The organism is Actinacidiphila yeochonensis CN732 (genome assembly GCF_000745345.1).
Taxonomy (GTDB): domain Bacteria; phylum Actinomycetota; class Actinomycetes; order Streptomycetales; family Streptomycetaceae; genus Actinacidiphila; species Actinacidiphila yeochonensis.
Genome location: NZ_JQNR01000004.1, coordinates 246,045 through 268,352, shown reverse-complemented (window position 1 = coordinate 268,352; position 22,308 = coordinate 246,045). Strand labels below are relative to the sequence as shown.

Genomic DNA, 22,308 nt, shown 5'->3' with positions numbered 1-22,308 from the left:
GGCCGCCGTCAGGCCTTGAGGGCTCCGGCGCTGACTCCGGCGGCGACGTAGCGCTGGGCGAGAATGAGCAGGAGCGCGGTGGGTATCGACGCCACCACCGCGGTCGCCATGATGGCGTTCCACTCCTGGTTGTTGTTGCCGATGTAGTGGTAGATCCCGAGCGTGATCGGCCGCATGTCGCCACCGCTGTCGAGGGTGTTGGCGAAGACGAAGTCCGACCAGGCCCACAGGAAGCTGAACAGGGAGACGGTGACCACGGCGTTGCGGCTGACCGGCAGCACCACCGACCAGAAGGTGCGCCAGGTGCCGGCTCCGTCGATGCGGGCGGCGGAGATCAGCTCGTCCGGGATGCCGGACATGAACGCCGCGAAGATCATGACCCCGAAGGGGACGGAGATCGTGGAGTCCGCGACGATCAGCCCCCACCAGGAGTCCAGCAGCCCGAAGCTGAGGAACATGCCGTAGAACCCGATCGCCATCACGATCCCGGGGATCATCTGCGCGACCAGCAGCGCCATGCTCAGCACCCCGCCGCCGCGCGGCCGCAGCTTCGCCAGCGAGAAGGCCGCCGGAGCCGACAGCGCGACGGTGAGCACGACCGTCCCGAGGCCGATCATCAGGCTCACGCCCAGGTAGGGCATCTGGTCCCGCAGCACCGCGTGGTAGCCGGAGAACGTGGGGTGGAGGGGGAAGAGGTCGGGCGGCGACTTGCGCATGTCCCGCTGCGGGGTCAGGGAGACGTTGAACATCCAGTAGACGGGGAACAGCATCACCAGCGTCAGCACGACGCCGATGACGGTGTTGCGGCGCGACTGCCTGCGGCGCGGTGGGACGCGGCGCGGTCGGACGCGGGCGGGGACGGGGACGGCGTCGGTGGTCATGCTTCCTGCCTCCTCTGGACTCGGATGTAGAGCAGCCCGAAGACGAGGGCGATCAGGATGAGGATGTTCCCGACCGCCGCCCCGGGGCCGAACTGCGGGAGCAGCGAGCCGAATCCGAGCCGGTAGGACCATGTCGCCAGGGTGGTGGAGGAGTCGCCGGGGCCGCCCCTGGTCATGATCCAGATCAGGTCGAACACCTTGAGCGTGTAGACGAAGCCCAGCAGCAGCGTGATCGCGGACACCGGCCGCAGCAGCGGGAAGGTGATCCGCCAGAACTGCTGCCACCCGGTCGCGCCGTCCAGCGAGGCGGCCTCGTAGAGCTCGTCCGGGATGTTCTGCAGACCGCTGTAGAGGATCACCAGGTTGAACGGGATGCCGATCCAGATGTTCGCGATGATCACCGAGGTGAGGGCCCAGTGCGGCGACGTCAGCCAGTCGACCGGCGCCACTCCCACCAGGTGGAGCGCGTAGTTCACCACGCCCGACTCGCTGTTGAACATCCACGACCAGGTCGACGCGGACACGATCAGCGGCAGCAGCCACGGGACGAGGAACAGCGCCCGCAGGGTGGCCGAGAGGCGGAACCTGCGGGTGAAGAAGACGGCCAGCCCCATGCCGGCGGCGAACTGCAGGAAGATGGACACCAGGGTGAACACCAGGGTGTCGCGGATCGCGGGCCAGAACGTCGGCGCCTTGATGACCTGCGAGAAGTTGTCCCACCCGGAGAACGGCGCGTCGTTGTCGACGAACGACCGGACGGTGTAGTGGCGCAGGCTCAGGTCCACGTTGCGGTAGAGCGGGTACAGGTAGAACGCCGCGAGGAACGCCAGCAGGGGAAGGACGAAGGCCCAGGCGACCAGTTGGGACGTCCTGTTCCCCGGCCCCCGCCGGGAGGTCCAGGGCCTGGCCCGCCCGCCGGAGGCGTCGGGCCCGGACCTTGCCGGTGGCCGCCGGGGCCGGTCTGCACGGGTGATGGTCATCGCGTGCGCTCTCCTTGTCGGTGATCGCGTCCGGGCAGGGCTGTGCGGGCCGCTGCCCGGACGGGGGTGGGAGTGAGGCGGAGGCCGGGCCTCAGTTCTGGTGGTTGTCCACGGCCTTCTGCGCCGCGGCGAGCGCCGCCTGCGGGCTCGCCCCACCGGACAGCGCGCTCTGCACGGCCGTCCACAACTGCTGCGAGATCACCGGGTACTTGGTGCCCAGGCCGTTGCTGGTGCGGCCCCGGGCGGCGGCGAGAGCGCTCACCCACGGCTTCAGCGAGGGGTCCTGCTGGACCTGCTGCTGCTGGACCGCTGCCACCGGGGCGATGTACGACAAGGTGGTGTCGGTGGAGAGCGAGTTGGTGTTGCTGGTCAGGCAGCTGACGATCTTGGCGTCCACCGCGTAGCGGCTGCTGTCCTTCTGCACCGGCACGGTGACGAACTCACCACCGGTCGGGACCGGCGCCGAACCGCCGTTGATGCCGGGAATGTTGATGATGCCGTACTTGAACCCGGCCTTCTTGGCGTTCGCGAGCTGCCAGGTGCCGTTCTCGCCGAAGGCGTACTGACCGGTGGCGAACTCCTGCCAGCTGGTCGTCTGGGTGTTGTTCAGGACGTCGTTGGGGGCCAGCCCCTGGGAGACCCAGTTCTTCCACAGCGAGAGCGCGGCCACGCCCTGGCTGCTGTCGACCTTGGTCAGGTCGCCCCCGGCACCCCAGAACCAGGGCAGGAACTGGAAGGTCCCCTCCTCGGTGCCGATCGCGCCGAAGCTGATGCCCTTCTTCCCGGTGGCCTTGACCTTCTGGAGGGCGGCGGTGAGCGAGGCCCAGTCCTTGATCGTGGACGGGTCCACCTTGGCCGCGGCCAGGATGTCGGTGTTGTAGTAGAGGGCCAGGGTGTTGGCGCCGATCGGGATGCCGTACGCGGAGTTGTCGACGGTGCCGGCGCCGATGATGTTCGGCTGCATGGCCGAGGTGTCCAGGTGCAGGTCGCTGGTCTTGGTCAGGATGCCGGCCGAGACCAGGGTGGAGACGAACGGGTTGTCCACCATCATCACGTCGGGAAGGTTGTCCTGCTGCGCCGCGAGCAGCGCCTTGTTGTTCAGCTCGGTGGTGTCCAGGGCGGTCCGCTTGAGGGTGACGCCCGCCTTCTGGCCGCAGGACTGGACCAGCTTCGCCCACGGGGCGGACGCGTCGAACTGCGGGTACGGGTCCCAGAAGGTGTAGGCGGAGGAGCTGCTTCCCGAACCGCCGGAGCTGCCGCCGGAACAGGCGGCGAGGGCGGCGAGGGCGCTGACGGCGGTGGACAGGGCGACGAGGGTGCGGGTTCTTCTCACGGTGTGACCTCACTGACGGAGCATGGACGAGCGCGAGCGAAGGGTGGGGGCCGACGGCCGGGGCCGGCCGGGCCGGCCGCGGCGGCAGCGGGTCCTGCCGGTGCGGATCAGCTCGTCGGCAGCCAGACGCGCATGCTGCCGACCTCCCGGTTGGCCCAGGCGTAGTACGGGATGGCGGTGAGTTCGAGCTGCTCGACGGCGTCGGCGTCGGCGTCCTCGTGCGCGGCGGCGGCCGGGGCCGGGGCCGCATCCGAGGCCGGGCCGGGCCGGGTCCGCCGCGGGCGGCCCGGCGCGCAGGACCGGTAGGGCCACCAGCCCGCCTGTCGCGCGGCGGTGCCGCGCCGGCGGCCGGCGGCCGTCACGGTGGTGACCCCGCCGAGCAGGTCGGGCCGCGGCCGGTCGGCCAGCGGCTGGGCGGTGTCCAGCACGATGTCGTCCAGGCCGCCGCCGTCGTGGTCGGCCTGCTCCAGGCAGTACACCAGCGGGCCGCGTTCCATGGCGACGCAGCCGCGCACCGCGTCGACCCGGGCGTCCGCGGTGGTCAGCCGCGGCGCCACGTCCAGCCGCAGCTCGACCGTCTCGCCCGCCGCCCACGCGCGCTCCAGCCGCAGCCATCCGTCCCGTACGGCGCCCGCGGCGTCGACCGGTTCGCCGCCGACCCGCACGGTGTACCGCTCGCACCACTGGGGGACGCGCAGGGACAGCGTCCAGGGCTGTCCGGCGGGGCTCTCCTCGACGGTGACGGTGATCCCGCCCTGCCACGGGTAGGAGGTGTGCACGCTAACAACAAGGTCCTCGCCGGCGGCCTGCCCGGTGTAGCGGCCCGTGGCGTACTGGTGGAGCTGGACACCCTGGCCGTCGGTGGAGGCCAGGTAGTGCTCCAGGCTCGCCAGCAGCCGCATCACGTTCGGCGGGCAGCAGGCGCACCGGAACCAGCGGGTGCGGCGCGCCGAGTGGTCGTCGCCGACGTCGGTGTAACCGTCGCGCACCTGGAGCGGGTTGACGTACAGCCAGGTCTCGCCGTCCTGCGACATGCCGGCCAGGAAGCCGTTGTACAGGGTGCGTTCGATCAGGTCGCTGTACCGAGCCTCGCCGGTCAGCAGCGCCATCCGCCAGTTCCAGTGCACCGAGGCCACGGCGGCGCACGTCTCGCAGTACGCGCGCTCGTTGGGGAGTTCGTACGGGTCGCCGAACTCCTCCTGGTCGTGGTGCGCGCCCAGGCCGCCGGTCAGATGGGTCTTGGTGGTGGTCATCGCGTTCCACAACCGCTCGGCAGCGGCGCGCAGTTCATGCTCTCCGGTCTCCGCCGCCAGGTCCGCCGCCCCGGCCAGCAGGTACAACTGGCGTACTGCGTGGCCTTCGACGTTCACGGCCTCGCGAAGCGGAACCCGGTCCTGGCAGTACGCCTCACCGCCGATCAGGCCGTGTCCGTGGCGGTCCACGAAGTACCCGGCCAGTTCGAGGTAGCGGCGCTCGCCGGTCTCCCGGTAGAGCTCCACCAGGGCGGTCTCCACCTCGGGGTGGCCGTCGAAGCCGTCGATCGGCTTGCCGCTGCCCGGGAGCCCGAAGAGGGCGTCGACGTGGTCCGCGAACCGCCGTGCCACGTCGAGCAGTCGGTCGCTGCCGGTGGCGCGGTGGTGGGCGACCGCGGCCTGTATCAGGTGGCCCGCGCAGTACAGCTCGTGGCCCCAGCGCAGGTCGGAGTAGGGCCCGTCGCCCTTCCCGGCCTGGAACCAGGTGTTGAGGTACCCGTCCTCGCGCTGGGCCGCGGCGACGAGGGCGACGATCCGGTCCACGTCCTCGGCCAGCCGGAGGGAGGCGGGGTTCCCCTCCCCGGGCGCCGATCCCGCCAGCTGCCAGGACGCCGCCTCCAGCCACTTGTAGACGTCGGAGTCCATGAACGGGTAGTCGCCCCGGAACCCGCCCTCGGCGGCGCCCGCCACCAGGCGGAGGTTGTGCAGGTTGCCCGCCGATTCCAGGAGCGCGGGACCCTGCGGAATGGCGGTACGCGCGTTCACCTCGCGACGCTCGCGCCAGAAGCCGTCCTCGATCGTCGCGGCGGCCGGTCTCAGCGCGGTCAGGGCCTCCGGGCCCAACCGGACCGGGCCGGGGGTCATCGGCGGAAGGATGGTGGTGTGAGACATCGGTCTCCCAAGTTCGCATGTTGAGCAAAGGATTGTGCGGTTGCGCACCCGCAGAGGGCGGACACGGTGTACCAAGTGGGCCTGGGAGTACGGGTTCTGACGGGATTGAGCATCCTTGCGAAACCCTTTTCCTCGTGGAAACGTAGGGCCGGGCCCGGAGGGCGTCAAGGCAAACGACAGCCACAATCTCGGCAGTTGTGTCCCAGCGTGCGCCTTGGACTCCACGGCCTCGTCCCCAACATCAGTCGGCAGGAAAAGGGTTACCCGTGTCCGATACCGATCGTCCCGTCGATCGTCCCGTCTCCCCCGTCCCCGCCCCGGTTCCCGCTCCCCATGCCAGGCTGGCCGATGTCGCCGCCCTGGCCGGGGTGAGCGTCGCCACCGCCTCCAGGGCGCTGAGCGGCAACGGCAGGATGCGGCCGGAAACACGGCAGCGTGTCCTCGACGCGGTCGAGCGCCTCGACTTCCGGCCCAACCAGCACGCGCAGAGCCTGCACAGCGGCCGCAGCTGGACGGTGGGCCTGGTCACGACCGACGGCATCGGCCGTTTCAGCACCCCGGTCCTGCTGGGCGCGGAGGACGCCCTCGGCGCGGGGAAGATCTCGGTGCTGCTGTGCGACACCCGGGGAGACACCATCCGCGAGCGCCACCACCTGCAGAACCTCGTCGCCCGCCGGGTCGACGGCATCATCGCCACCGGCCGCCGCACCGACCCCCGCCCGCCCCTGGACGACATCGCGCGCATCCCGACGGTCTACGCCCTCTCGCCGTCCACCCGTCCGGAGGACATCTCCGTCGTGCCCGACGACCGGGGAGGCGCCGGGCTGGCCATCGACCACCTCCTCGGCGTCGGCCGCTCCCGCGTCGCCCACATCACCGGACCCGCGCACCACGCGGCGGCACGGGTCCGCGCCGAGCACGCCGTCAGCCACCTGGAGCAGGCCGGCCTGACCCTGGCGACCGGGCGGGTGCACTACGGGGACTGGAGCGAGACCTGGGGGCGCAGCGCCGCGCGGGCGGTCCTGCGCACCGCCCCGGACACCGACGCCGTCTTCTGCGGCAACGACCAGATCGCCCGGGGCGTCACCGACACCCTCCGCGAGGAGGGGCGCCGGGTGCCCGAGGACATCGCCGTCGTCGGCTTCGACAACTGGGACACGATGGCGCTGGCCGCCCGCCCGCCGCTGACCACGATCGACATGGACCTGACGGAGATCGGCCGGGTCGCCGCCCTGCGCCTGCTCGACGCGATCAACGCCAAGCCGTCACCGGGGGTCCACACCGTGCCCTGCCGCCTCATCGTCCGCGGGTCCGCCTGAGTCGCGGGCCGGAGGGGGCTCAGCCGACGTAAAGCCCCCGGTCGGGCCGGGACCGGGCCTTGACCGGGCCGTGACCGGGCAGGTCTCGCCGGCAGGACCGGGGCCGGATCGCCGCGCTGCTCCGGGACGTCGGTGGGGCGGAGGGACGGCGGAGCGACAGCGGAGGGTGTCCGTTTCGTTCAGGACGGCGGGGGTCCCGGCGCCTGGTGCCGCGACCGGCACGGTTCGCCCGGTGGCGAGGTGTCCTGGTGCGGTCGGCCGCAAGGCGCCGAACCGGCCTCGTAGCGGTCTTGCTCGGCCGGTACGGCAACGCGGCGGACGGCCGTGCCAGGGCGGCGAGCGGGGCACGCCCTGCCGGGAGCGGCACTAGCGTGGGGGCATGAACGCATCGATCACCCCCCGCTTCGACATGATCGGGCTGACCGTGGCCGACATGGCCGCGTCGCTTGCCTTCTACCGCCGGCTCGGCCTCGACCTGCCCGCCTCCGCGGACGGTGAGCCGCACGTGGAGACCACCCTGCCGGGCGGGCTGCGACTCGCCTGGGACACCGTCGACACTGTCCGCTCGTTCGACCCCTCCTGGCAGCCGGCTGCCGGCTCCCGCGTCGCCCTGGCGTTCCACTGCGGCACCGCCGAGGGCGTCGACGCCGTCTACGAGGAGCTGACGGGGGCCGGCCACACGGGCCACCTGGTGCCGTTCGACGCCTTCTGGGGCCAGCGGTACGCGGTCGTCCACGACCCGGACGGCAACGCGGTCGACCTCTTCGCCTGAGCGGCGGCGCCGGGCCGCCGCCGGGCGGCCCCAGCAGGCGCGGCCCGGCGCCCGGCGGGCAGCGCGGCCCCGTGCGGCGGCCGCCCGGGCACCCGGGCACCCGGGCACCCGGTGGCGAGGCAGGCGGCGGTGTCGGGGCCGCGGACCAGCAGCCGCCCGCCGTCGTGCCAGAGCAGGGCCACGCGGCCGTCGGCCAGGGCCGCGGCACTCCCCGCGCCCGCTGCGCGGGTCCACACCACGGCGCCGCTCAACGGATCGGCCCACTCGCGGGTGCACGCCCCGGTTCTCCGCGCCGACCCGCCCCGCGCGCCGCGTCCGCCCTCGGGCGCGCGCCCGGCTACCGGTGCGGGCGGTGCTCACCCGGCTACCGGTGCGGGCGGTGCTCACCCGGCGGTGGTCCGGGCGGCGCCGGCGGCAGGGTCGGCAGGGGCGGCAGCGGTACCGAGGGCACGCCCGCCCCGTCCGGGTACGGCGCCGCCGAGGCGGCGGGCTGACGGGCGGGGAGCGGGGCGGGCAGCGTCCCGCCGGCCCGGCCCCGGGCGCGGGCCCCTCCGGGGCCGCGCCGATCCCCGCCGCCGTACCCGTGTCCGCCGCGTCCCCTGGCACCCTCTCCGCGGCCGGCCCCGGCACCCGGGGCGCCTTCGGCGCCTCCTCCACGACGCCGAGGCGCGACCGCAGCCGCGACCGCACGTCCCGGTGCGGCAGGAAGTCCGCCCAGCGCTCGGGGTACTCCGCCGGCGGCTCGCCCTCGTCGTCGGGGAGCCCCGCGTGCCGGGCCCGGCGGCGGGCCTGGGCCTGCGCCACCACCGCCTCGGCCGCGGCCTCCCGTCGCCGCGCGTTCTCCTCGCGGGCCGCGGCCGTGGCCACCGACGGCCACACGCGGTCCACGGCCGCGTTGACGGCCGCGCCGACCAGCACCGCGAAGGCCGACACCCCTATCCACAGCAGGACCGCCACCGGCGCGGCCAGCGACCCGTAGATCGTGTGGCCCTCCACCGCGTGGGTGAGGTAGATCCGCAGGACGAAGCTGCCCACCACCCACATGAACAGCGCCACCAGCGCGCCCGGCACGTCCTCGTACCAGGGCGAGCGCACCGGCACCGAGAGGTGGTAGAGCGTGGTGAGGAACGCGACGGAGGCCAGCAGCGCCGACGGCCAGTACAGGACGTGCACCGCTATGGCGCCGCCGGGCAGCACCCGGGTGACGGTGTCCGGGCCGATCACCACCAGCGGCAGCACCGCCGCGCCCACCACCAGCGCGACCACGTACAGCTCCAGCGACATGATGCGGGTGCGGACGATGCCCCGGCGGCCCTCCAGCCCGTACATGATCGTGATGGTGTCGACGAAGACGTTCACCGCGCGGGAGCCCGACCACAGGGCCACCAGGAAGCCGAGGGAGACCAGGTCCGGGCGGCGGCCGTTGAGGACCGAGTCCAGGAGCGGACGCACGAGCTGGTTGACGCCCTTGTCGGACAGGACGGTCGCCGACGCGGTCAGGATGCTCTGGCGTATGTGGTCGATGGTGTCGAGCCCGATCACGGTGTCGACGTAGCCCAGCGCGCCGACCAGGCCGAGCAGCAGCGGCGGCAGCGAGAGCAGCACGAAGAAGGCGGCCTCGGCGGCCAGCCCGGTGACCCGGTACTCCATGCACGAGCCGACGGTGTCCTTCAGCAGCAGCCACGCCAGCTCGCGCTTGGAGACGTTCCGGTACAGGGCTCTGGCCCTGCGCCATCGGCCGGGCCGCCGATGGCTTCTCTCGCCCGCTGTTCCTTCCGCTGCTCGCACCCCCTTACGTTATCTGCCATGACACCCCCCACTCACAACGTCACCAACCAGGCCCCGCCGTTGACGGGCCACGACGTCTACCGGACCGACCGGGTGCTGGCCGAGGCGGTGGCCCGGCACGCGGCCCCCGGGCGGCTGGAGGAGATCGACGGCGAGCTCTCCGAACTCGGCCGGGCGGCGGGCTCCGCCCAGGCGCAGCGGTGGGGGGAGCAGGCCAACGCGTACCCTCCGGTGCTGCGCACCCACGACCGCTACGGCAACCGGATCGACGAGGTCGAGTTCCACCCGTCCTGGCACCGGCTGCTGGGCCACGCGGTCTCGGCCGGCCTGACCGACGCCTGGTCCCGGCCCGACGGGCACCTGCGGCGGGCCGCCGGGTTCCTGGTGTGGACCCAGGCCGAGGCCGGGCACGGCTGCCCGGTGTCGATGACGCACGCCGCCGTCCCCGCGCTGCGGGCCGATCCGGCGCTGGCCGCCGAGTGGGAGCCGCGGCTGGGCTCGCACGCGTACGAGCCCGAGTTGGCGCCGCCGGGGGCCAAGCCGGGGGCGCTGTTCGGGATGGGGATGACGGAGAAGCAGGGCGGCTCGGACGTGCGGGCCAACACCACCCGGGCCGAACCGCTCGCCGAGGAGGGCGCCTACGCGCTCACCGGGCACAAGTGGTTCTGCTCGGCGCCGATGTCGGACGGCTTCCTGGTGCTGGCGCGGGTGCCGGAGGGCTCGGCGGGCGGCGGCGGGCTGACCTGCTTCCTGCTGCCGCGGATGCTGCCGGACGGCACCCGCAACACGTTCGCCGTCCAGCGGCTCAAGGACAAGCTGGGCAACCGCTCCAACGCCTCCGCCGAGGTGGAGTTCGACGGGACGTGGGCGCGCCGGGTCGGCGAGGAGGGACGCGGGGTCGCCACGATCATCGGGATGGTGGCCGCGACCCGGCTGGACTGCGCGCTCGGCTCGGCGGCGCTGATGCGGCAGGCGGTGGCGCAGGCGGTGCACCACGCCGTCCACCGCAGCGCGTTCGGCGGCCCGCTGGTGGACAAGCCGCTGATGCGCAACGTACTGGCCGACCTCGCGCTGGAGTCGGAGGCGGCGACGACGGCCGCGCTGCGGCTCGCGGCCGCGTACGACGCGGCCCACCCGGTGCGCGGCGGGTCCGGGGCGCGGCGGACGCGGACGGGGCCGGGCGGCGGACGGGACCGGTGCCGGGGCGGCGGACGGGACCGGTGCCGGGGCGGCGGACGAGCACGAGAGGGCGCTGCTGCGGCTCGCGGTGCCGCTGGTGAAGTTCTGGGTGACCAAGCGCTGCCCGGCGGTGGCCGTCGAGGCGCTGGAGTGCCTGGGCGGCAACGGCTACGTGGAGGAGTCGGGGATGCCGCGGATCTTCCGCGAGTCGCCGCTGAACTCGGTGTGGGAGGGCTCCGGCAACGTCCAGGCGCTGGACGTGCTGCGGGTGCTCCAGCGGGAGCCGCGGGCGCTGGACGCCTTCCTCACCGAGATCGGCCGGGCGCGCGGCGCCGACCGGCGGCTGGACGGCGCCGTCAAGGACGTGTTCGGCGAACTCGCCGACCTGGAGGGTGTGGAGGGGCGGGCCCGGCGGGTGGCGGAGCGGATGGCGCTGGTCTTCCAGGGCTCGCTGCTGGTCCGGTTCGCGCCGCCGGAGGTGGCCGACGCGTTCTGCGCGTCGCGGCTGGGCGGCGACTGGGGCTCGTCGTTCGGCACGCTGCCGCCGACGCTGGACCTGGCGCCGATCGTGGACCGGGCCCGCCCGGCGGCCTGACCGGTGGCCTGACCGGGTGTCCGCCCCGATCGGGCGGGAGATCCCGGCAACCCGGAAGGGAGCGAAAGGGGCCCGGAACCCCGGCAGAGCCCGTGCGCGCACGGCAGCGGGGGTGGCGCCGCGCCGACTCGGCACCACCCCCGCCACCACTGGACACCTGCGACGGAAGCCGGCTTGCGGCGCCCTGCCGTACGGTGACGTGCCGTCACTGTCCGTCGAAGTCGCGTAGGCTCGCAACCGTTGCACTACGTTGCAGTCCGTTGCAAGTGCCCGGCCCGCCCTGGTGCGCGCGGCGCCCGCGGGCGGTACGGTCACGGGCGCGCGGACAGCGGCACGGCGAGGCGGCGGGTACGGCGGAGCGGGGGCACGGCGTGGCACACCTTCGGATCGGCTCGACGTGGCAGGGCGGGACGCCCGAGCGCGCCTCCGGCCGGCAGCCGGCGTCGACGCGGGACGCGGCGCTGGGCGGCGCCGAGCCGCGGCGGGCCCCGCGCGAGGTGATCGGCGCCTCGTGGCGGCGCGCGCTCGGCCACGGGGTCGATCCGGACAGCGGGCGGCGGGCCATACCGCTGGCCACCGAGGAGATCGAGCAGCGCCGCACCCGCAGCCCGCTGGCCCAGGTGCTGCCGGTGCTGCGCGACGGCCTGCTGGCGGCGGTGGAGGCGACCTCGCACATCATGGTCGTCACCGACGCCGACGGCCGGGTGCTGTGGCGGGACGGCAGCGCCGCGGTGCGCCGCAGCGCCGACCGGCTGGGCTTCACGGAGGGGGCGAGCTGGGCGGAGGAGGTGGTGGGCACCAACGCGATCGGCACCGTGCTGGTCACCCGCTCACCGCTCCAGGTCCACTCGGCGGAGCACTTCGTGCGCACCCACCACGGCTGGAGCTGCGCCGCCGCGCCGCTGCACGACCCGCGCGACGGGCGGCTGCTGGGCGTGGTGGACGTCAGCGGGCCGGCCGCCGTGGCGCATCCGGCGACGCTCTCGCTGGTCTCCGCCGTGGCGCGGGTGGCGGAGGGCGAGCTGCGGATGCGGCACTGGGAGGCGGTGGACCGGCTGCGGTCGCTGGCCGCGCCGCTGCTGGCGCGGGTGCCCGGCCAGGCGCTGGCGGTGGACCGCGACGGGTGGACCGCCGCGGTCACCGGGATGGCGCCGCCGGGCCGGGTGGCGCTGCCCGTCGGGGTGCGGGCCGGACGGGTGTGGCTGCCCTCGCTGGGCCTGTGCGACCTCGAACCGCTGCCCGGCGGCTGGCTGGTCCGGGTGGGCGGCGAGCAGCCGAGGACGAGCCGGGTGGTGCTGGACCTCACCGGCCCGCGCGCGTGGACGGTCGCGGTGTCGGGCGAGGCCGGCGGCTGGGTGCACCGGCTCAGCCCGCGCCACGCGGAGCTGCTGTACGTGCTGGCCGCGGACCGCCGGGGGCGCAGCGCGGCGCAGCTGGCCGCGGACCTGTTCGGCGACGAGGGGCGGGCGGTGACGGTACGCGCGGAGGTGTCGCGGCTGCGGCGCACCCTCGCCGCGGTGCTGGCGCACCGGCCGTACCGGTTCGTGGAGGAGGTCGAGGTGGAGCTGCTCCGCCCGGCCCGCCCGGCGGACCTGCTCCCCTTCTCCGACGCCCCGGCCGTCCTGGCCGCCCGGGCGGCGCCGGCCCGTTGAGGGTCACCGGCGACGTCGGCAGGTTGACCGGCCGAGGACGCCGCCCGTGCCGACCCGCGCCGACCCGAGCAGATCCGGACCGACCCGCGCCGACCCGCACAGAACCGGGCCGACCGGCACCGAACCGTACGGCACCGCCCTGCCGTGACACGCCGTCCGCCCATCGGACGGTGTGTCACCGGGGCGACACGTCGCCGCCGGACGGACGATCCGTTCATTCCGGCCGGTCAACGCCCCTTCCCTGCAACCGAGTCCGCATATCAAGATGAAGTAGTCCGCATCATGGATAGTGGTGGACGCTCCTCGAACCCGCGTGCCACGCTTCCGTCATGTCACGCACTGGAATCGCCTTGGTAGGTCGGCCACACGTCGACTTCTGCCGCGTGTCCAGCGCCATCTGTCCGGTGGGCTGACGCACCGAGCGCGTCCCGCCGAGCCGCCGAGCCGCCGTCCCGCGCGCCGGCGCCACCTCCGCCCGTCCCCGTCGTCGTGGATGCGCGGGAGTCCTCCCCGCCCGACGGCCCGAGCCGCGTACGCCGGTCGGCGTGCGCCCGGCGACGGGCGGCGGGGCACCCCCACCACACCCGACGACCACGCCTGCCCGAAGGACGCATCCGCCATGGCTGCCAGCCCTGACCTTCCCCAGTCCCCGGCCGGAGGCACCGCCCCGAACGCCGCCGCCCGCCGCAGGACCGGGCGCCACCGCGGCGAAGGCCAGTGGGCGAAGGGCCACTTCACCCCGCTCAACGCCAACGAGCAGTCCAAGCGGGACGACGACGGCCTCAACGTCCGCACGCGGATCGAGACGATCTACGCGCACCGGGGCTTCGACTCCATCGACGGCGCGGACCTGCGCGGCCGGATGCGCTGGTGGGGGCTGTACACCCAGCGCCGCCCCGGGATCGACGGCGGGCGCACCGCCGTACTTGAGCCGGAGGAGCTGGACGACAGCTACTTCATGATGCGGGTGCGGATCGACGGCGGCCGGCTGACCGTCGCCCAGTTGCGCACCATCGGGGAGATCTCCCAGGAGTTCGCCCGCGGCACCGCAGATCTGACGGACCGCCAGAACATCCAGTACCACTGGATCCGGATCGAGGACGTCCCGGAGATCTGGCGGCGGCTGGAGGCGGTGGGCCTGTCGACCACCGAGGCGTGCGGCGACGTGCCGCGCGTCATCCTCGGCTCCCCGGTGGCCGGCGTCGCCGAGGACGAGATCATCGACGGCACCCCGGCCATCGACGAGATCCACGAGCGCTACATCGGCAGCAAGGAGTTCTCCAACCTGCCGCGCAAGTTCAAGACGGCGATCTCCGGCTCTCCGCTGCTGGACGTGGTGCACGAGATCAACGACATCGCGTTCGTCGGCGTCGAGCACCCGGAGCACGGTCCCGGCTTCGACCTGTGGGTCGGCGGCGGCCTGTCCACCAACCCGCGGTTCGGGGAGCGGCTGGGCGCGTGGGTGCCGCTGGGCGAGGTGCCCGAGGTGTGGGCCGGCGTGGCGGGCGTGTTCCGCGACTACGGCTACCGCCGGCTGCGCTCGCGCGCCCGGCTGAAGTTCCTGCTCGCCGACTGGGGCGCGCAGCGGTTCCGCCAGGTACTCCAGGACGAGTACCTCAAGCGGGAGCTGGTGGACGGCCCGGCCCCCGAGCAGCCCGCGCAGGTGTGGCGGGACCACATCGGCGTGCACCGGCAGAAGGACGGGCGCAACTACGTCGGCCTGGCCTCCCGGGTCGGCCGGATCGACGGCGGCACCCTGGTGAAGATCGCCGAACTCGCCGCCGAGCACGGCTCGGACCGGCTGCGCACCACCGCCGACCAGAAGCTGCTGGTCCTCGACGTCGAATCCGACCGGGTCGAGTCCCTGGTGGCGGGCCTGGAGTCGCTGGACCTCCAGGTGCGGCCCTCGGCGTTCCGCCGCGGCACCCTGGCCTGCACGGGCATCGAGTTCTGCAAGCTCGCCATCGTGGAGACCAAGGCGCGCGGTGCCGCCCTCATCGACGAACTGGAGCGCAGGCTGCCGGAGTTCGACGAGCCGATCAGCATCAACATCAACGGCTGCCCCAACTCCTGCGCCCGCATCCAGGTTGCCGACATCGGCCTGAAGGGGCAGCTGGTGACCGGTCCGGACGGCGGGCAGGTCGAGGGCTTCCAGGTGCACCTCGGCGGCAGCCTCGGCCTGGACCCCGCCTTCGGCCGCAAGGTCCGCGGGCTGAAGGTCACCGCCGCCGAACTTCCCGACTACGTCGAGCGGGTGCTCACCCGCTTCCAGGCCGAGCGGTCCGAGGGCGAGCGGTTCGCCCAGTGGGCGGCCCGCACCTCCGAGGAGGCGCTGTCGTGACCGAGCGCGCCGCGCCGTTCCACTGCCCCTACTGCGGGGACGAGGACCTGCGCCCCAACGAGGAGCACGGGCACGGTAGTTGGGAATGCCACTCCTGCAACAGGGCGTTCAGCCTCCGTTTCCTCGGCCTGCTCGCCCAGGGCCTGACGGGCCGCGGACCGACCCCATCCCCGGACGGAGGCACACCGTGACCACCGCACCGCACACCCCGCAGGACCTGCGGAGCCTGGCCGAGCGGGCCGGGCGCGAGCTGGAGGAGGCGCCGGCCCAGGAGATCCTGCGGTGGGCCGCCGACACCTTCGGTGAGCGCTTCTGCGTCACCTCCTCGATGGAGGACGCGGTCGTCGCCCACCTGGCCTCCCGGGCCCGGCCCGGGGTGGACGTGGTCTTCCTCGACACCGGCTACCACTTCCCGGAGACCATCGGCACCCGGGACGCCGTGGCCGCCGTCATGGACGTGAACGTCATCACCCTGACCCCGCGGCAGAGCGTCGCCGAGCAGGACGCCGAGTACGGCCCGGAGCTGTACGCCCGCGACCCCGACCGGTGCTGCGCGCTGCGCAAGGTCGCCCCGCTGGAGGAGGGCCTGCGCGGCTACGACGCCTGGGCCACCGGGCTGCGCCGTGACGAGTCGCCCACCCGGGCCGACACGCCCGTCGTCGGCTGGGACGAGCGCCGGCGGAAGGTGAAGGTCGCGCCGATCGCCCGCTGGACGCAGGAGGACGTGGAAGGGTACGTCGCCGAGCACGGCGTCCTCACCAATCCGCTGCTCACGGACGGCTACGCCTCGGTCGGCTGCGCGCCCTGCACCCGCCGGGTGCTGGCGGGCGAGGACGCGCGGGCCGGCCGCTGGGCCGGACTGGGGAAGACCGAATGCGGGATACACCTGTGACCGCGGCCCGGGGCGCCGGGGGCACCGAAGACGCCGAGCACGCCGGACACGCCGGACATGCCGAGGACACCGCCACGACCGGGCGCCGTCCTCCCCGCGGACCCGATGGAGGGGACACCATGAGCACCGGGGCCACCGTCTGGCTCACCGGCCTGCCGAGCGCCGGCAAGACCACCATCGCCCGCGCGGCGACGGAGCGGCTGCGCGCCCAGGGCCGCCGGGCCGAGGTGCTCGACGGCGACGAGGTGCGGGAGTTCCTCTCGGCCGGCCTGGGCTTCAGCCGCGCCGACCGGGACACCAACGTGCGGCGCATCGGCTTCGTCGCCGAACTCCTCGCCTCGCACGGCGTGGTGGTGCTGGTACCGGTCATCGCGCCGTACGCCGAGAGCCGCGAGGCGGTGCGCAAGCGGCACGAGGCCGAGGGCACCGCCTACCTGGAGGTGCACGTGGCCACCCCGCTGGACGTCTGCGCGGACCGCGACGTCAAGGGCCTGTACGCGCGGCAGGCGGCCGGGGAGCTGACCGGGCTGACCGGGGTGGACGACCCCTACGAGGTCCCCGCCCGGCCCGACCTGCGGATCGAGACGCAGGGGCGGACCGTCGAGCAGTCGGCGGACGCCGTACACGCGCTTCTGGCGGAGAGGGGACTGACCGCATGACCGCGACCGTGGAGCAGACCGGGTCCACCGGCAGCCCGTACGCGCTCACCCACCTGGACGCCCTGGAGTCCGAGGCGGTCCACATCATGCGCGAGGTCGCCGGGGAGTTCGAGCGGCCGGTGCTGCTCTTCTCCGGCGGCAAGGACTCCATCGTCATGCTGCACCTGGCGCTGAAGGCGTTCACGCCCGCCGCGGTGCCGTTCCCCCTGCTGCACGTGGACACCGGCCACAACTTCCCGGAGGTGCTGGCCTTCCGCGACCGCACCGTCGCCGAGCACTCCCTGCGGCTGCACGTGGCCAGCGTGCAGGACTACATCGACGACGGCCGGCTGCGCGAGCGCCCCGACGGCACCCGCAACCCGCTGCAGACCGTCCCGCTCACCGACGCGATCCAGCGGCACGGCTTCGACGCGGTGTTCGGCGGCGGCCGGCGCGACGAGGAGAAGGCCCGGGCCAAGGAGCGGGTCTTCTCGCTGCGCGACGAGTTCTCCCAGTGGGACCCGCGCCGCCAGCGCCCCGAGCTGTGGTCGCTGTACAACGGCCGGCACGCGCCGGGCGAGCACGTCCGGGTCTTCCCGCTGTCCAACTGGACCGAGCTGGACGTGTGGCAGTACATCGCCCGGGAGGCGATCGCGCTGCCGGAGATCTACTTCGCCCACGAGCGCGAGGTGTTCGACCGGGGCGGCATGTGGCTGACCGCCGGCGAGTGGGGCGGTCCCCGCGAGGGCGAGCGGGTGCAGAGCAGGACGGTGCGCTACCGCACCGTCGGCGACATGTCCTGCACCGGGGCGGTGGACTCCGACGCGGCCGACCTCGACGCCGTGATCGCCGAGATCGCCGCGTCCCGGCTGACCGAGCGCGGCGCCACCCGGGCCGACGACAAGCTCTCCGAGGCCGCCATGGAAGACCGCAAGCGCGAGGGGTACTTCTAGCCATGACGACCACCAGCCCGATCACCGCCGAGCAGCTCTCGGCCACCACCCTGCTGCGGTTCGCCACCGCGGGCTCCGTGGACGACGGCAAGTCCACGCTGGTCGGACGCCTGCTGCACGACTCCAAGTCGGTCCTCGCCGACCAGCTGGAGGCGGTGGAGCGGGCCTCGCAGAGCCGCGGCCAGGAGGCCCCGGACCTGGCGCTGCTCACCGACGGCCTGCGCGCCGAGCGCGAGCAGGGCATCACCATCGACGTCGCCTACCGCTACTTCGCCACCCCCCGGCGGCGGTTCATCCTCGCCGACACCCCCGGGCACGTGCAGTACACCCGCAACATGGTCACCGGCGCGTCCACCGCGCAGCTGGCCGTGGTGCTGGTCGACGCCCGCAACGGCGTCGTCGAGCAGACCCGCCGGCACGCCGCCGTCGCGGCCCTGCTGCGGGTGCCGCACGTGGTGCTCGCCGTCAACAAGATGGACCTGGTGGAGTACGCCGAACCGGTGTTCGCCGCCATAGCCGAGGAGTTCACCGCGTACGCCGCCTCGCTGGGCGTGCCCGAGGTCACCGCGATCCCGATCTCCGCGCTGGCCGGCGACAACGTGGTGGAGCCGTCGGCCACCATGGACTGGTACGGCGGCCCGACGGTGCTGGAGCACCTGGAGACCGTCCCGGTCGGCCACGACCCCGCGCTCCCGCTGTCTTCGGCGGGAGGTGCCCCGGCGCGCTTCCCGGTGCAGTACGTGATCCGCCCGCAGAGCGCCGACCACCCGGACTACCGCGGCTACGCCGGCCAGATAGCCTCCGGGGTCCTGCGGGTGGGCGAGCAGGTCACGGTGCTGCCGTCCGGCCGCACCACCACCGTCAGCGGCATCGACGCGCTGGGCGAGCCGGTCGACACCGCGTGGGCTCCGCAGTCGGTGACGCTGCGGCTCGCCGACGACCTGGACGTCTCCCGCGGCGACCTGATCGCACCCAGCTCCGCCGCGCCGCCGGTCACCCAGGACATCCTGGCCACCGTCTGCCACCTGCACGAACGGCCGCTGCGGGTGGGCGAGCGGGTACTGCTGCGGCACGGCACCCGCACCGTCAAGGCGCTGGTGAAGGAGCTGCCCTACCGGATCGACCTCTCGCACGGGCTGGCCCACGACGGCGCGCCGTGGGCACTGGAGGTCAACGACATCGGCGCGGTGCGGCTGCGCACCGCCGAGCCGCTGCCCGTCGACGCCTACGCCGACTCCCGGCAGACCGGCTCCTTCCTGCTCATCGACCCGGCCGACGGCACCACGCTCACGGCCGGCATGGTGGGCGAGGCGTTCGCCGAGTCCGGCCCCGGCACCGCCACCCCTGAGGCCGGAACCGACGGATGGGACTTCTGACGGTGGACCGGACGGGGCGGATACGGGACGCCTTCGCGGGCTTCGCGAAGGAGGGCGGACGCGTCGGCAGCGGCAGACTCGGGGCCGGCACCGGCGGGGTCTCACGATGTGCGGGCTGACCTGCGAGGTGCCCACCCGGGCCACCTCACGGGGCATCCGCACGCGCTCGTGCGCCCCGGCCGTACCCGCACCGCCGCACCGTACGCACCACCTCCACCGATCACCGGCCGCGCGCTGACCCGACAGGGCGCGCGCCACGCCGGGCCCCAGGAAGGGAAACCCCGTGTCCGCCCTGTTCAGCCGCCGCTCCGCCCGTCCCGACCACCGCCGCAGACTCGTCGCCGCGGCCGTCACCCTGCCGCTGCTCGCCGGCGTCCTGGCCGGCTGCGGCTACGGCTCCGACAAGAAGGACGACGCCGCGGCGGCCCCGTCCGCCAGCTCCACCGGCGGCAAGAAGCTCTCCGCCGACCAGGTCCGGATCGGCTTCTTCCCGAACCTCACCCACGCCACTCCGCTGGTCGGCCTCAAGGAGGGCCTGTTCCAGAAGGAGTTGGGCGCCACCACCATCAAGCAGTCGACGTTCAACGCCGGCCCGGCGGAGATCGAGGCGCTGAACGCCGGCTCCATCGACATCGGCTGGCTCGGCCCCTCCCCCGCCATCAACGGCTACACCAAGTCCGGCGGCAAGGACCTGCGGATCATCTCCGGTTCGGCCTCCGGCGGCGTCAAGCTGGTCGTCAACCCGAAGAAGATCAAGACGATCGCCGACGTCAAGGGCAAGAAGATCGCCACCCCGCAGCTGGGCAACACGCAGGACGTGGCGCTGCTCAACTGGATCAAGCAGCAGGGCTGGAAGGTCGACGCGGAGAGCGGCAAGGGCGACGTCTCGGTGGTGCGCACCGACAACTCGATCACCCCCGAGGCCTACAAGAACGGCTCCATCGACGGGGCGTGGGTGCCCGAGCCCACCGCGTCGAAGCTGGTCGACGAGGGCGCGAAGGTGCTGATCGACGAGAGCACGCTGTGGCCGGACCAGAAGTTCGTGATCACCAACATGATCGTCTCCCAGAAGTTCCTGACCGCCCACCCGGACGTGGTGGAGGCCGTGCTGGCCGGCTCGGTGAAGACCAACGCCTTCATCAACGCGAACCCGGACCAGGCCAAGGCCGACGCCAACGCCCAACTGGCCGCGCTCACCCAGAAGTCGCTGCCGGCCACTCAGCTCGACCCGGCCTGGAAGTCCATCACGGTGCTGGACGACCCGCTGGCGCAGACCGCGAAGGAGGAGGCCCAGCACGCGGTGGACGCGGGCCTGCTCAAGCAGCCGGAGCTGGACGGCATCTACGACCTGCGGCTGCTCAACAAGGTGCTCAAGCAGCAGGGCGACGCGACGGTGTCCGCCGCCGGACTCGGCGAGCAGTAGCCACCCCCGGCGGGGCGCGGCCGGCAGCCCGGCCGCGCCCGGCCACCCGCCCACTTACGAGGACCCCAGGAGGTGACCGCCATGGCCGACACGCTCACCGGCCCCACGCCGGCCGCCGCGCCGGCCGCCGGGCACGCCGCGCGGCTGGACCGCGTGTCGAAGGTGTTCGGCAGGCCCGGCACCGAACAGCCCGTGCTGGACGGGATCACGCTCGACGTCGCACCGGGCGAGTTCGTCTGCCTGCTGGGTGCCTCGGGGTGCGGCAAGTCGACCCTGCTGAACCTGGTGGCCGGGCTTGACCGCCCGAGCGCCGGCACGATCGACACGCCCGGCGGCCGGCCCGCCCTGATGTTCCAGGAGCACGCGCTCTTCCCGTGGCTGACCGCCGGCCGCAACGTCGAACTGGCGCTGCGGCTGCGCGGGGTGCCGCGCGAGCAACGCCGCCCGGAGGCCGAGCGGCTGCTGTCGCTGGTACGGCTGGGCGGCGCGTACGACAAGCGGGTGCACGAGCTGTCCGGCGGTATGCGGCAGCGCGTGGCGCTGGCCCGCGCACTCGCCCAGGACAGCCAACTGCTGCTGATGGACGAGCCGTTCGCGGCGCTGGACGCCATCACCCGGGACGTGCTGCACGACGAGCTGTCCCGGATCTGGGCCGAGACCAGCCTCTCGGTCATGTTCGTCACCCACAACGTCCGCGAGGCGGTGCGGCTGGCCCAGCGGGTGGTGCTGCTCTCCTCCCGGCCCGGCCGGATCAACCGGGAGTGGCGCATCGACATCCCGCAGCCGCGCCGGATCGAGGACGCGGCGGTGGCGGACCTGTCCGTCGAGATCACCGAGGAACTGCGGGGGGAGATCCGCCGTCATGGCCAGCACTGAGACCGGGCAGACGCAGGAGCACACGGCGGCGGACCCCGCCGCGGCGCGCGAGGAGCCCGGCACGGCCGCCGCTCCGGACGAGGACCGGGTCCGGGACCGTGAGCGGGACCTGTCCGGGCTGGAGGCGGGCCTGGACGCCCTGGAGACCGTGGCGGTCGGCCGCACCCCGCTGGGACGGACGCTGGTCGGCAAGGTGCTGCCGCCGCTGAGCGCCGCCCTCCTCGTCCTGGTGGTGTGGCAGGTCGCCGTCAGCGCCGGGGTGTCCGACCAGACGAAGCTGCCCAGCCCGCACGCGGTGTGGACCGAACTCGCCGACCGCTGGCAGGCGGGCGACCTGTTCTCGATCATCTGGACCAGCGTCGAGCGCGGCCTGCTGGGCTTCCTCGCGGCGCTGGTGATCGGCACCCCGCTCGGGCTGGTGGTGGCCCGGGTGCGGTTCGTCCGGGCCGCCTTCGGCCCGATCCTGACGGGCCTTCAGTCGCTGCCCTCGGTGGCGTGGGTGCCGGCCGCCGTGATCTGGCTGGGCATCGAGGACAAGGCGATGTACGCGGTGATCCTGCTGGGGGCGGTGCCCTCGATCGCCAACGGCCTGGTCTCCGGCATCGACCAGGTGCCGCCGCTGTACCTGCGGGCCGGCCGCAACCTCGGCGCGAGCGGGCTGAGCAGCGCCTGGCACGTGCTGCTGCCGGCCGCGCTGCCCGGCTACGTCGCGGGCCTCAAGCAGGGCTGGGCGTTCTCCTGGCGCTCGCTGATGGCGGCGGAGCTGATCGCCTCCTCCCCCGACCTCGGCGTGGGCCTGGGCCGCTACCTTGAGAACATGCGCGAGGCGTCCGACATGGCCGGGGTGTTCCTCGGCATCCTGCTCATCCTGGTCGTCGGCATCGCCATCGACCAGATCGTCTTCAGTCCGCTGGAGCGCTGGGTGCTGCGCAGCCGCGGCCTCACCTCGGGAACCTCGTGAGCGGACCGTCGTGAGCGGAACGGGGCGAGCGTGAACGGCGTGCGCGTGAACGGCGCGAACAGGAACGACGTGCGCGGGAACGGCGTGCCCGTGAACGGCGGGCGCGTGAACGACGTGCCCGTGAACGGCGGGCGCGTGGACGACGTGCGCGGAACGCCCTCGCCGCCAGGCGGCCTCCGGTCCGCCGTACGGTCCGCCGACGGGC

The 22,308-nt window shown here is 73.6% G+C and carries 17 protein-coding genes and 2 pseudogenes; 14 read left to right on the top strand and 5 right to left on the bottom strand.

The window, feature by feature from the left end:
* Nucleotides 1-8: 8 nt before the first annotated feature.
* The 4 genes from BS72_RS08040 to BS72_RS08025 all read right to left on the bottom strand — a co-directional run bounded on the left by BS72_RS08040 (nt 9) and on the right by BS72_RS08025 (nt 5,338).
* Nucleotides 9-770 (bottom strand): carbohydrate ABC transporter permease, encoded by a 762-nt coding sequence (locus BS72_RS08040; protein WP_051950993.1) that lies wholly within the window; start codon nt 768-770, stop codon nt 9-11.
* A 107-nt stretch (nt 771-877) separates the two neighbouring features.
* Nucleotides 878-1,861, bottom strand: coding sequence for a carbohydrate ABC transporter permease (locus BS72_RS08035; RefSeq protein WP_037908300.1), 984 nt, complete (start codon nt 1,859-1,861; stop codon nt 878-880).
* A gap of 91 nt (nt 1,862-1,952) precedes the next feature.
* Nucleotides 1,953-3,194 carry a sugar ABC transporter substrate-binding protein gene (locus BS72_RS08030; RefSeq protein ID WP_037908298.1) on the bottom strand — a complete coding sequence of 414 codons (1,242 nt, stop codon included), beginning with the start codon at nt 3,192-3,194 and terminating at the stop codon, nt 1,953-1,955.
* Nucleotides 3,195-3,301: 107 nt separating this feature from the next.
* Nucleotides 3,302-5,338 carry a glycoside hydrolase family 127 protein gene (locus tag BS72_RS08025; RefSeq protein WP_232792273.1) on the bottom strand — a complete coding sequence of 679 codons (2,037 nt, stop codon included), beginning with the start codon at nt 5,336-5,338 and terminating at the stop codon, nt 3,302-3,304.
* 341 nt (nt 5,339-5,679) lie between these two features.
* On the opposite strand from BS72_RS08025, the gene BS72_RS08020 reads away from it, so the two are divergent.
* Together BS72_RS08020 and BS72_RS08015 are read left to right on the top strand one after the other, a co-directional pair.
* Nucleotides 5,680-6,657, top strand: coding sequence for a LacI family DNA-binding transcriptional regulator (locus tag BS72_RS08020; RefSeq protein ID WP_265736792.1), 978 nt, complete (start codon nt 5,680-5,682; stop codon nt 6,655-6,657).
* 391 nt (nt 6,658-7,048) lie between these two features.
* On the top strand, nt 7,049-7,429 hold the full coding sequence (locus tag BS72_RS08015) for a VOC family protein (protein ID WP_037909502.1): 381 nt from the start codon (nt 7,049-7,051) through the stop codon (nt 7,427-7,429).
* 942 nt (nt 7,430-8,371) lie between these two features.
* On the opposite strand, the pseudogene BS72_RS39795 reads toward BS72_RS08015, so the two are convergent.
* Nucleotides 8,372-9,079: pseudogene (locus BS72_RS39795) on the bottom strand (YihY/virulence factor BrkB family protein); the annotation flags it as partial.
* Nucleotides 9,080-9,235: 156 nt separating this feature from the next.
* On the opposite strand from BS72_RS39795, the pseudogene BS72_RS33745 reads away from it, so the two are divergent.
* The 12 genes and pseudogenes from BS72_RS33745 (at nt 9,236) to BS72_RS07950 (ending at nt 22,103) form a co-directional block, all read left to right on the top strand.
* Nucleotides 9,236-10,991, top strand: a pseudogene (locus BS72_RS33745) (acyl-CoA dehydrogenase family protein).
* 371 nt (nt 10,992-11,362) lie between these two features.
* The gene (locus tag BS72_RS07995; RefSeq protein ID WP_078901143.1) at nt 11,363-12,643 is read left to right on the top strand and encodes a GAF domain-containing protein; all 1,281 of its coding nucleotides are present in this window, start codon (nt 11,363-11,365) and stop codon (nt 12,641-12,643) included.
* Nucleotides 12,644-12,972: 329 nt separating this feature from the next.
* Nucleotides 12,973-13,056, top strand: coding sequence for a putative leader peptide (locus BS72_RS39475; RefSeq protein ID WP_322942211.1), 84 nt, complete (start codon nt 12,973-12,975; stop codon nt 13,054-13,056).
* A gap of 206 nt (nt 13,057-13,262) precedes the next feature.
* Nucleotides 13,263-14,984 carry a nitrite/sulfite reductase gene (locus BS72_RS07990; RefSeq protein ID WP_037908290.1) on the top strand — a complete coding sequence of 574 codons (1,722 nt, stop codon included), beginning with the start codon at nt 13,263-13,265 and terminating at the stop codon, nt 14,982-14,984.
* Nucleotides 14,981-15,175, top strand: a complete 195-nt coding sequence (locus BS72_RS07985; protein ID WP_037908287.1) for a hypothetical protein — start codon at nt 14,981-14,983, stop codon at nt 15,173-15,175. The genes BS72_RS07990 and BS72_RS07985 overlap by 4 nt, the downstream gene beginning before the upstream one ends.
* Nucleotides 15,172-15,876, top strand: coding sequence for a phosphoadenylyl-sulfate reductase (locus BS72_RS07980; protein ID WP_037908285.1), 705 nt, complete (start codon nt 15,172-15,174; stop codon nt 15,874-15,876). Before BS72_RS07985 ends, BS72_RS07980 begins: the two co-directional genes overlap by 4 nt.
* 119 nt (nt 15,877-15,995) lie before the next feature.
* Nucleotides 15,996-16,535: an adenylyl-sulfate kinase gene (gene cysC, locus BS72_RS07975; RefSeq protein WP_037908283.1), complete on the top strand. Its 540-nt coding sequence runs from the start codon at nt 15,996-15,998 to the stop codon at nt 16,533-16,535.
* Nucleotides 16,532-17,467 carry a sulfate adenylyltransferase subunit CysD gene (gene cysD, locus BS72_RS07970; RefSeq protein ID WP_037908281.1) on the top strand — a complete coding sequence of 312 codons (936 nt, stop codon included), beginning with the start codon at nt 16,532-16,534 and terminating at the stop codon, nt 17,465-17,467. The genes cysC and cysD overlap by 4 nt, the downstream gene beginning before the upstream one ends.
* A 2-nt stretch (nt 17,468-17,469) precedes the next feature.
* Entirely contained in the window at nt 17,470-18,843 is a 1,374-nt protein-coding gene (locus BS72_RS07965; RefSeq protein ID WP_037908280.1) for a sulfate adenylyltransferase subunit 1, read from the top strand.
* Between the two features lie 283 nt (nt 18,844-19,126).
* The gene (locus BS72_RS07960) at nt 19,127-20,266 is read left to right on the top strand and encodes an aliphatic sulfonate ABC transporter substrate-binding protein (RefSeq protein ID WP_232792272.1); all 1,140 of its coding nucleotides are present in this window, start codon (nt 19,127-19,129) and stop codon (nt 20,264-20,266) included.
* A gap of 81 nt (nt 20,267-20,347) precedes the next feature.
* Complete coding sequence (locus BS72_RS07955; RefSeq protein ID WP_037909493.1) at nt 20,348-21,142, top strand: ABC transporter ATP-binding protein; 795 nt, start codon at nt 20,348-20,350, stop codon at nt 21,140-21,142.
* On the top strand, nt 21,129-22,103 hold the full coding sequence (locus BS72_RS07950; RefSeq protein ID WP_037908279.1) for an ABC transporter permease: 975 nt from the start codon (nt 21,129-21,131) through the stop codon (nt 22,101-22,103). The genes BS72_RS07955 and BS72_RS07950 overlap by 14 nt, the downstream gene beginning before the upstream one ends.
* Nucleotides 22,104-22,308 lie beyond the last annotated feature (205 nt).

Excerpts from the sequence above, each read along its gene's own strand:
- BS72_RS08040 (WP_051950993.1), bottom strand. The coding sequence starts at position 770 with ATGCTGTTCCCCGTCTACTGGATGTTCAACGTCTCCCTGACCCCGCAG.
- BS72_RS08035 (WP_037908300.1), bottom strand. The coding sequence starts at position 1,861 with ATGACCATCACCCGTGCAGACCGGCCCCGGCGGCCACCGGCAAGGTCC.
- BS72_RS08025 (WP_232792273.1), bottom strand. The coding sequence starts at position 5,338 with ATGTCTCACACCACCATCCTTCCGCCGATGACCCCCGGCCCGGTCCGG.
- BS72_RS39475 (WP_322942211.1), top strand. The coding sequence starts at position 12,973 with ATGTCACGCACTGGAATCGCCTTGGTAGGTCGGCCACACGTCGACTTC.
- BS72_RS07990 (WP_037908290.1), top strand. The coding sequence starts at position 13,263 with ATGGCTGCCAGCCCTGACCTTCCCCAGTCCCCGGCCGGAGGCACCGCC.
- cysC (WP_037908283.1), top strand. The coding sequence starts at position 15,996 with ATGAGCACCGGGGCCACCGTCTGGCTCACCGGCCTGCCGAGCGCCGGC.
- cysD (WP_037908281.1), top strand. The coding sequence starts at position 16,532 with ATGACCGCGACCGTGGAGCAGACCGGGTCCACCGGCAGCCCGTACGCG.
- BS72_RS07965 (WP_037908280.1), top strand. The coding sequence starts at position 17,470 with ATGACGACCACCAGCCCGATCACCGCCGAGCAGCTCTCGGCCACCACC.
- BS72_RS07955 (WP_037909493.1), top strand. The coding sequence starts at position 20,348 with ATGGCCGACACGCTCACCGGCCCCACGCCGGCCGCCGCGCCGGCCGCC.
- BS72_RS07950 (WP_037908279.1), top strand. The coding sequence starts at position 21,129 with ATGGCCAGCACTGAGACCGGGCAGACGCAGGAGCACACGGCGGCGGAC.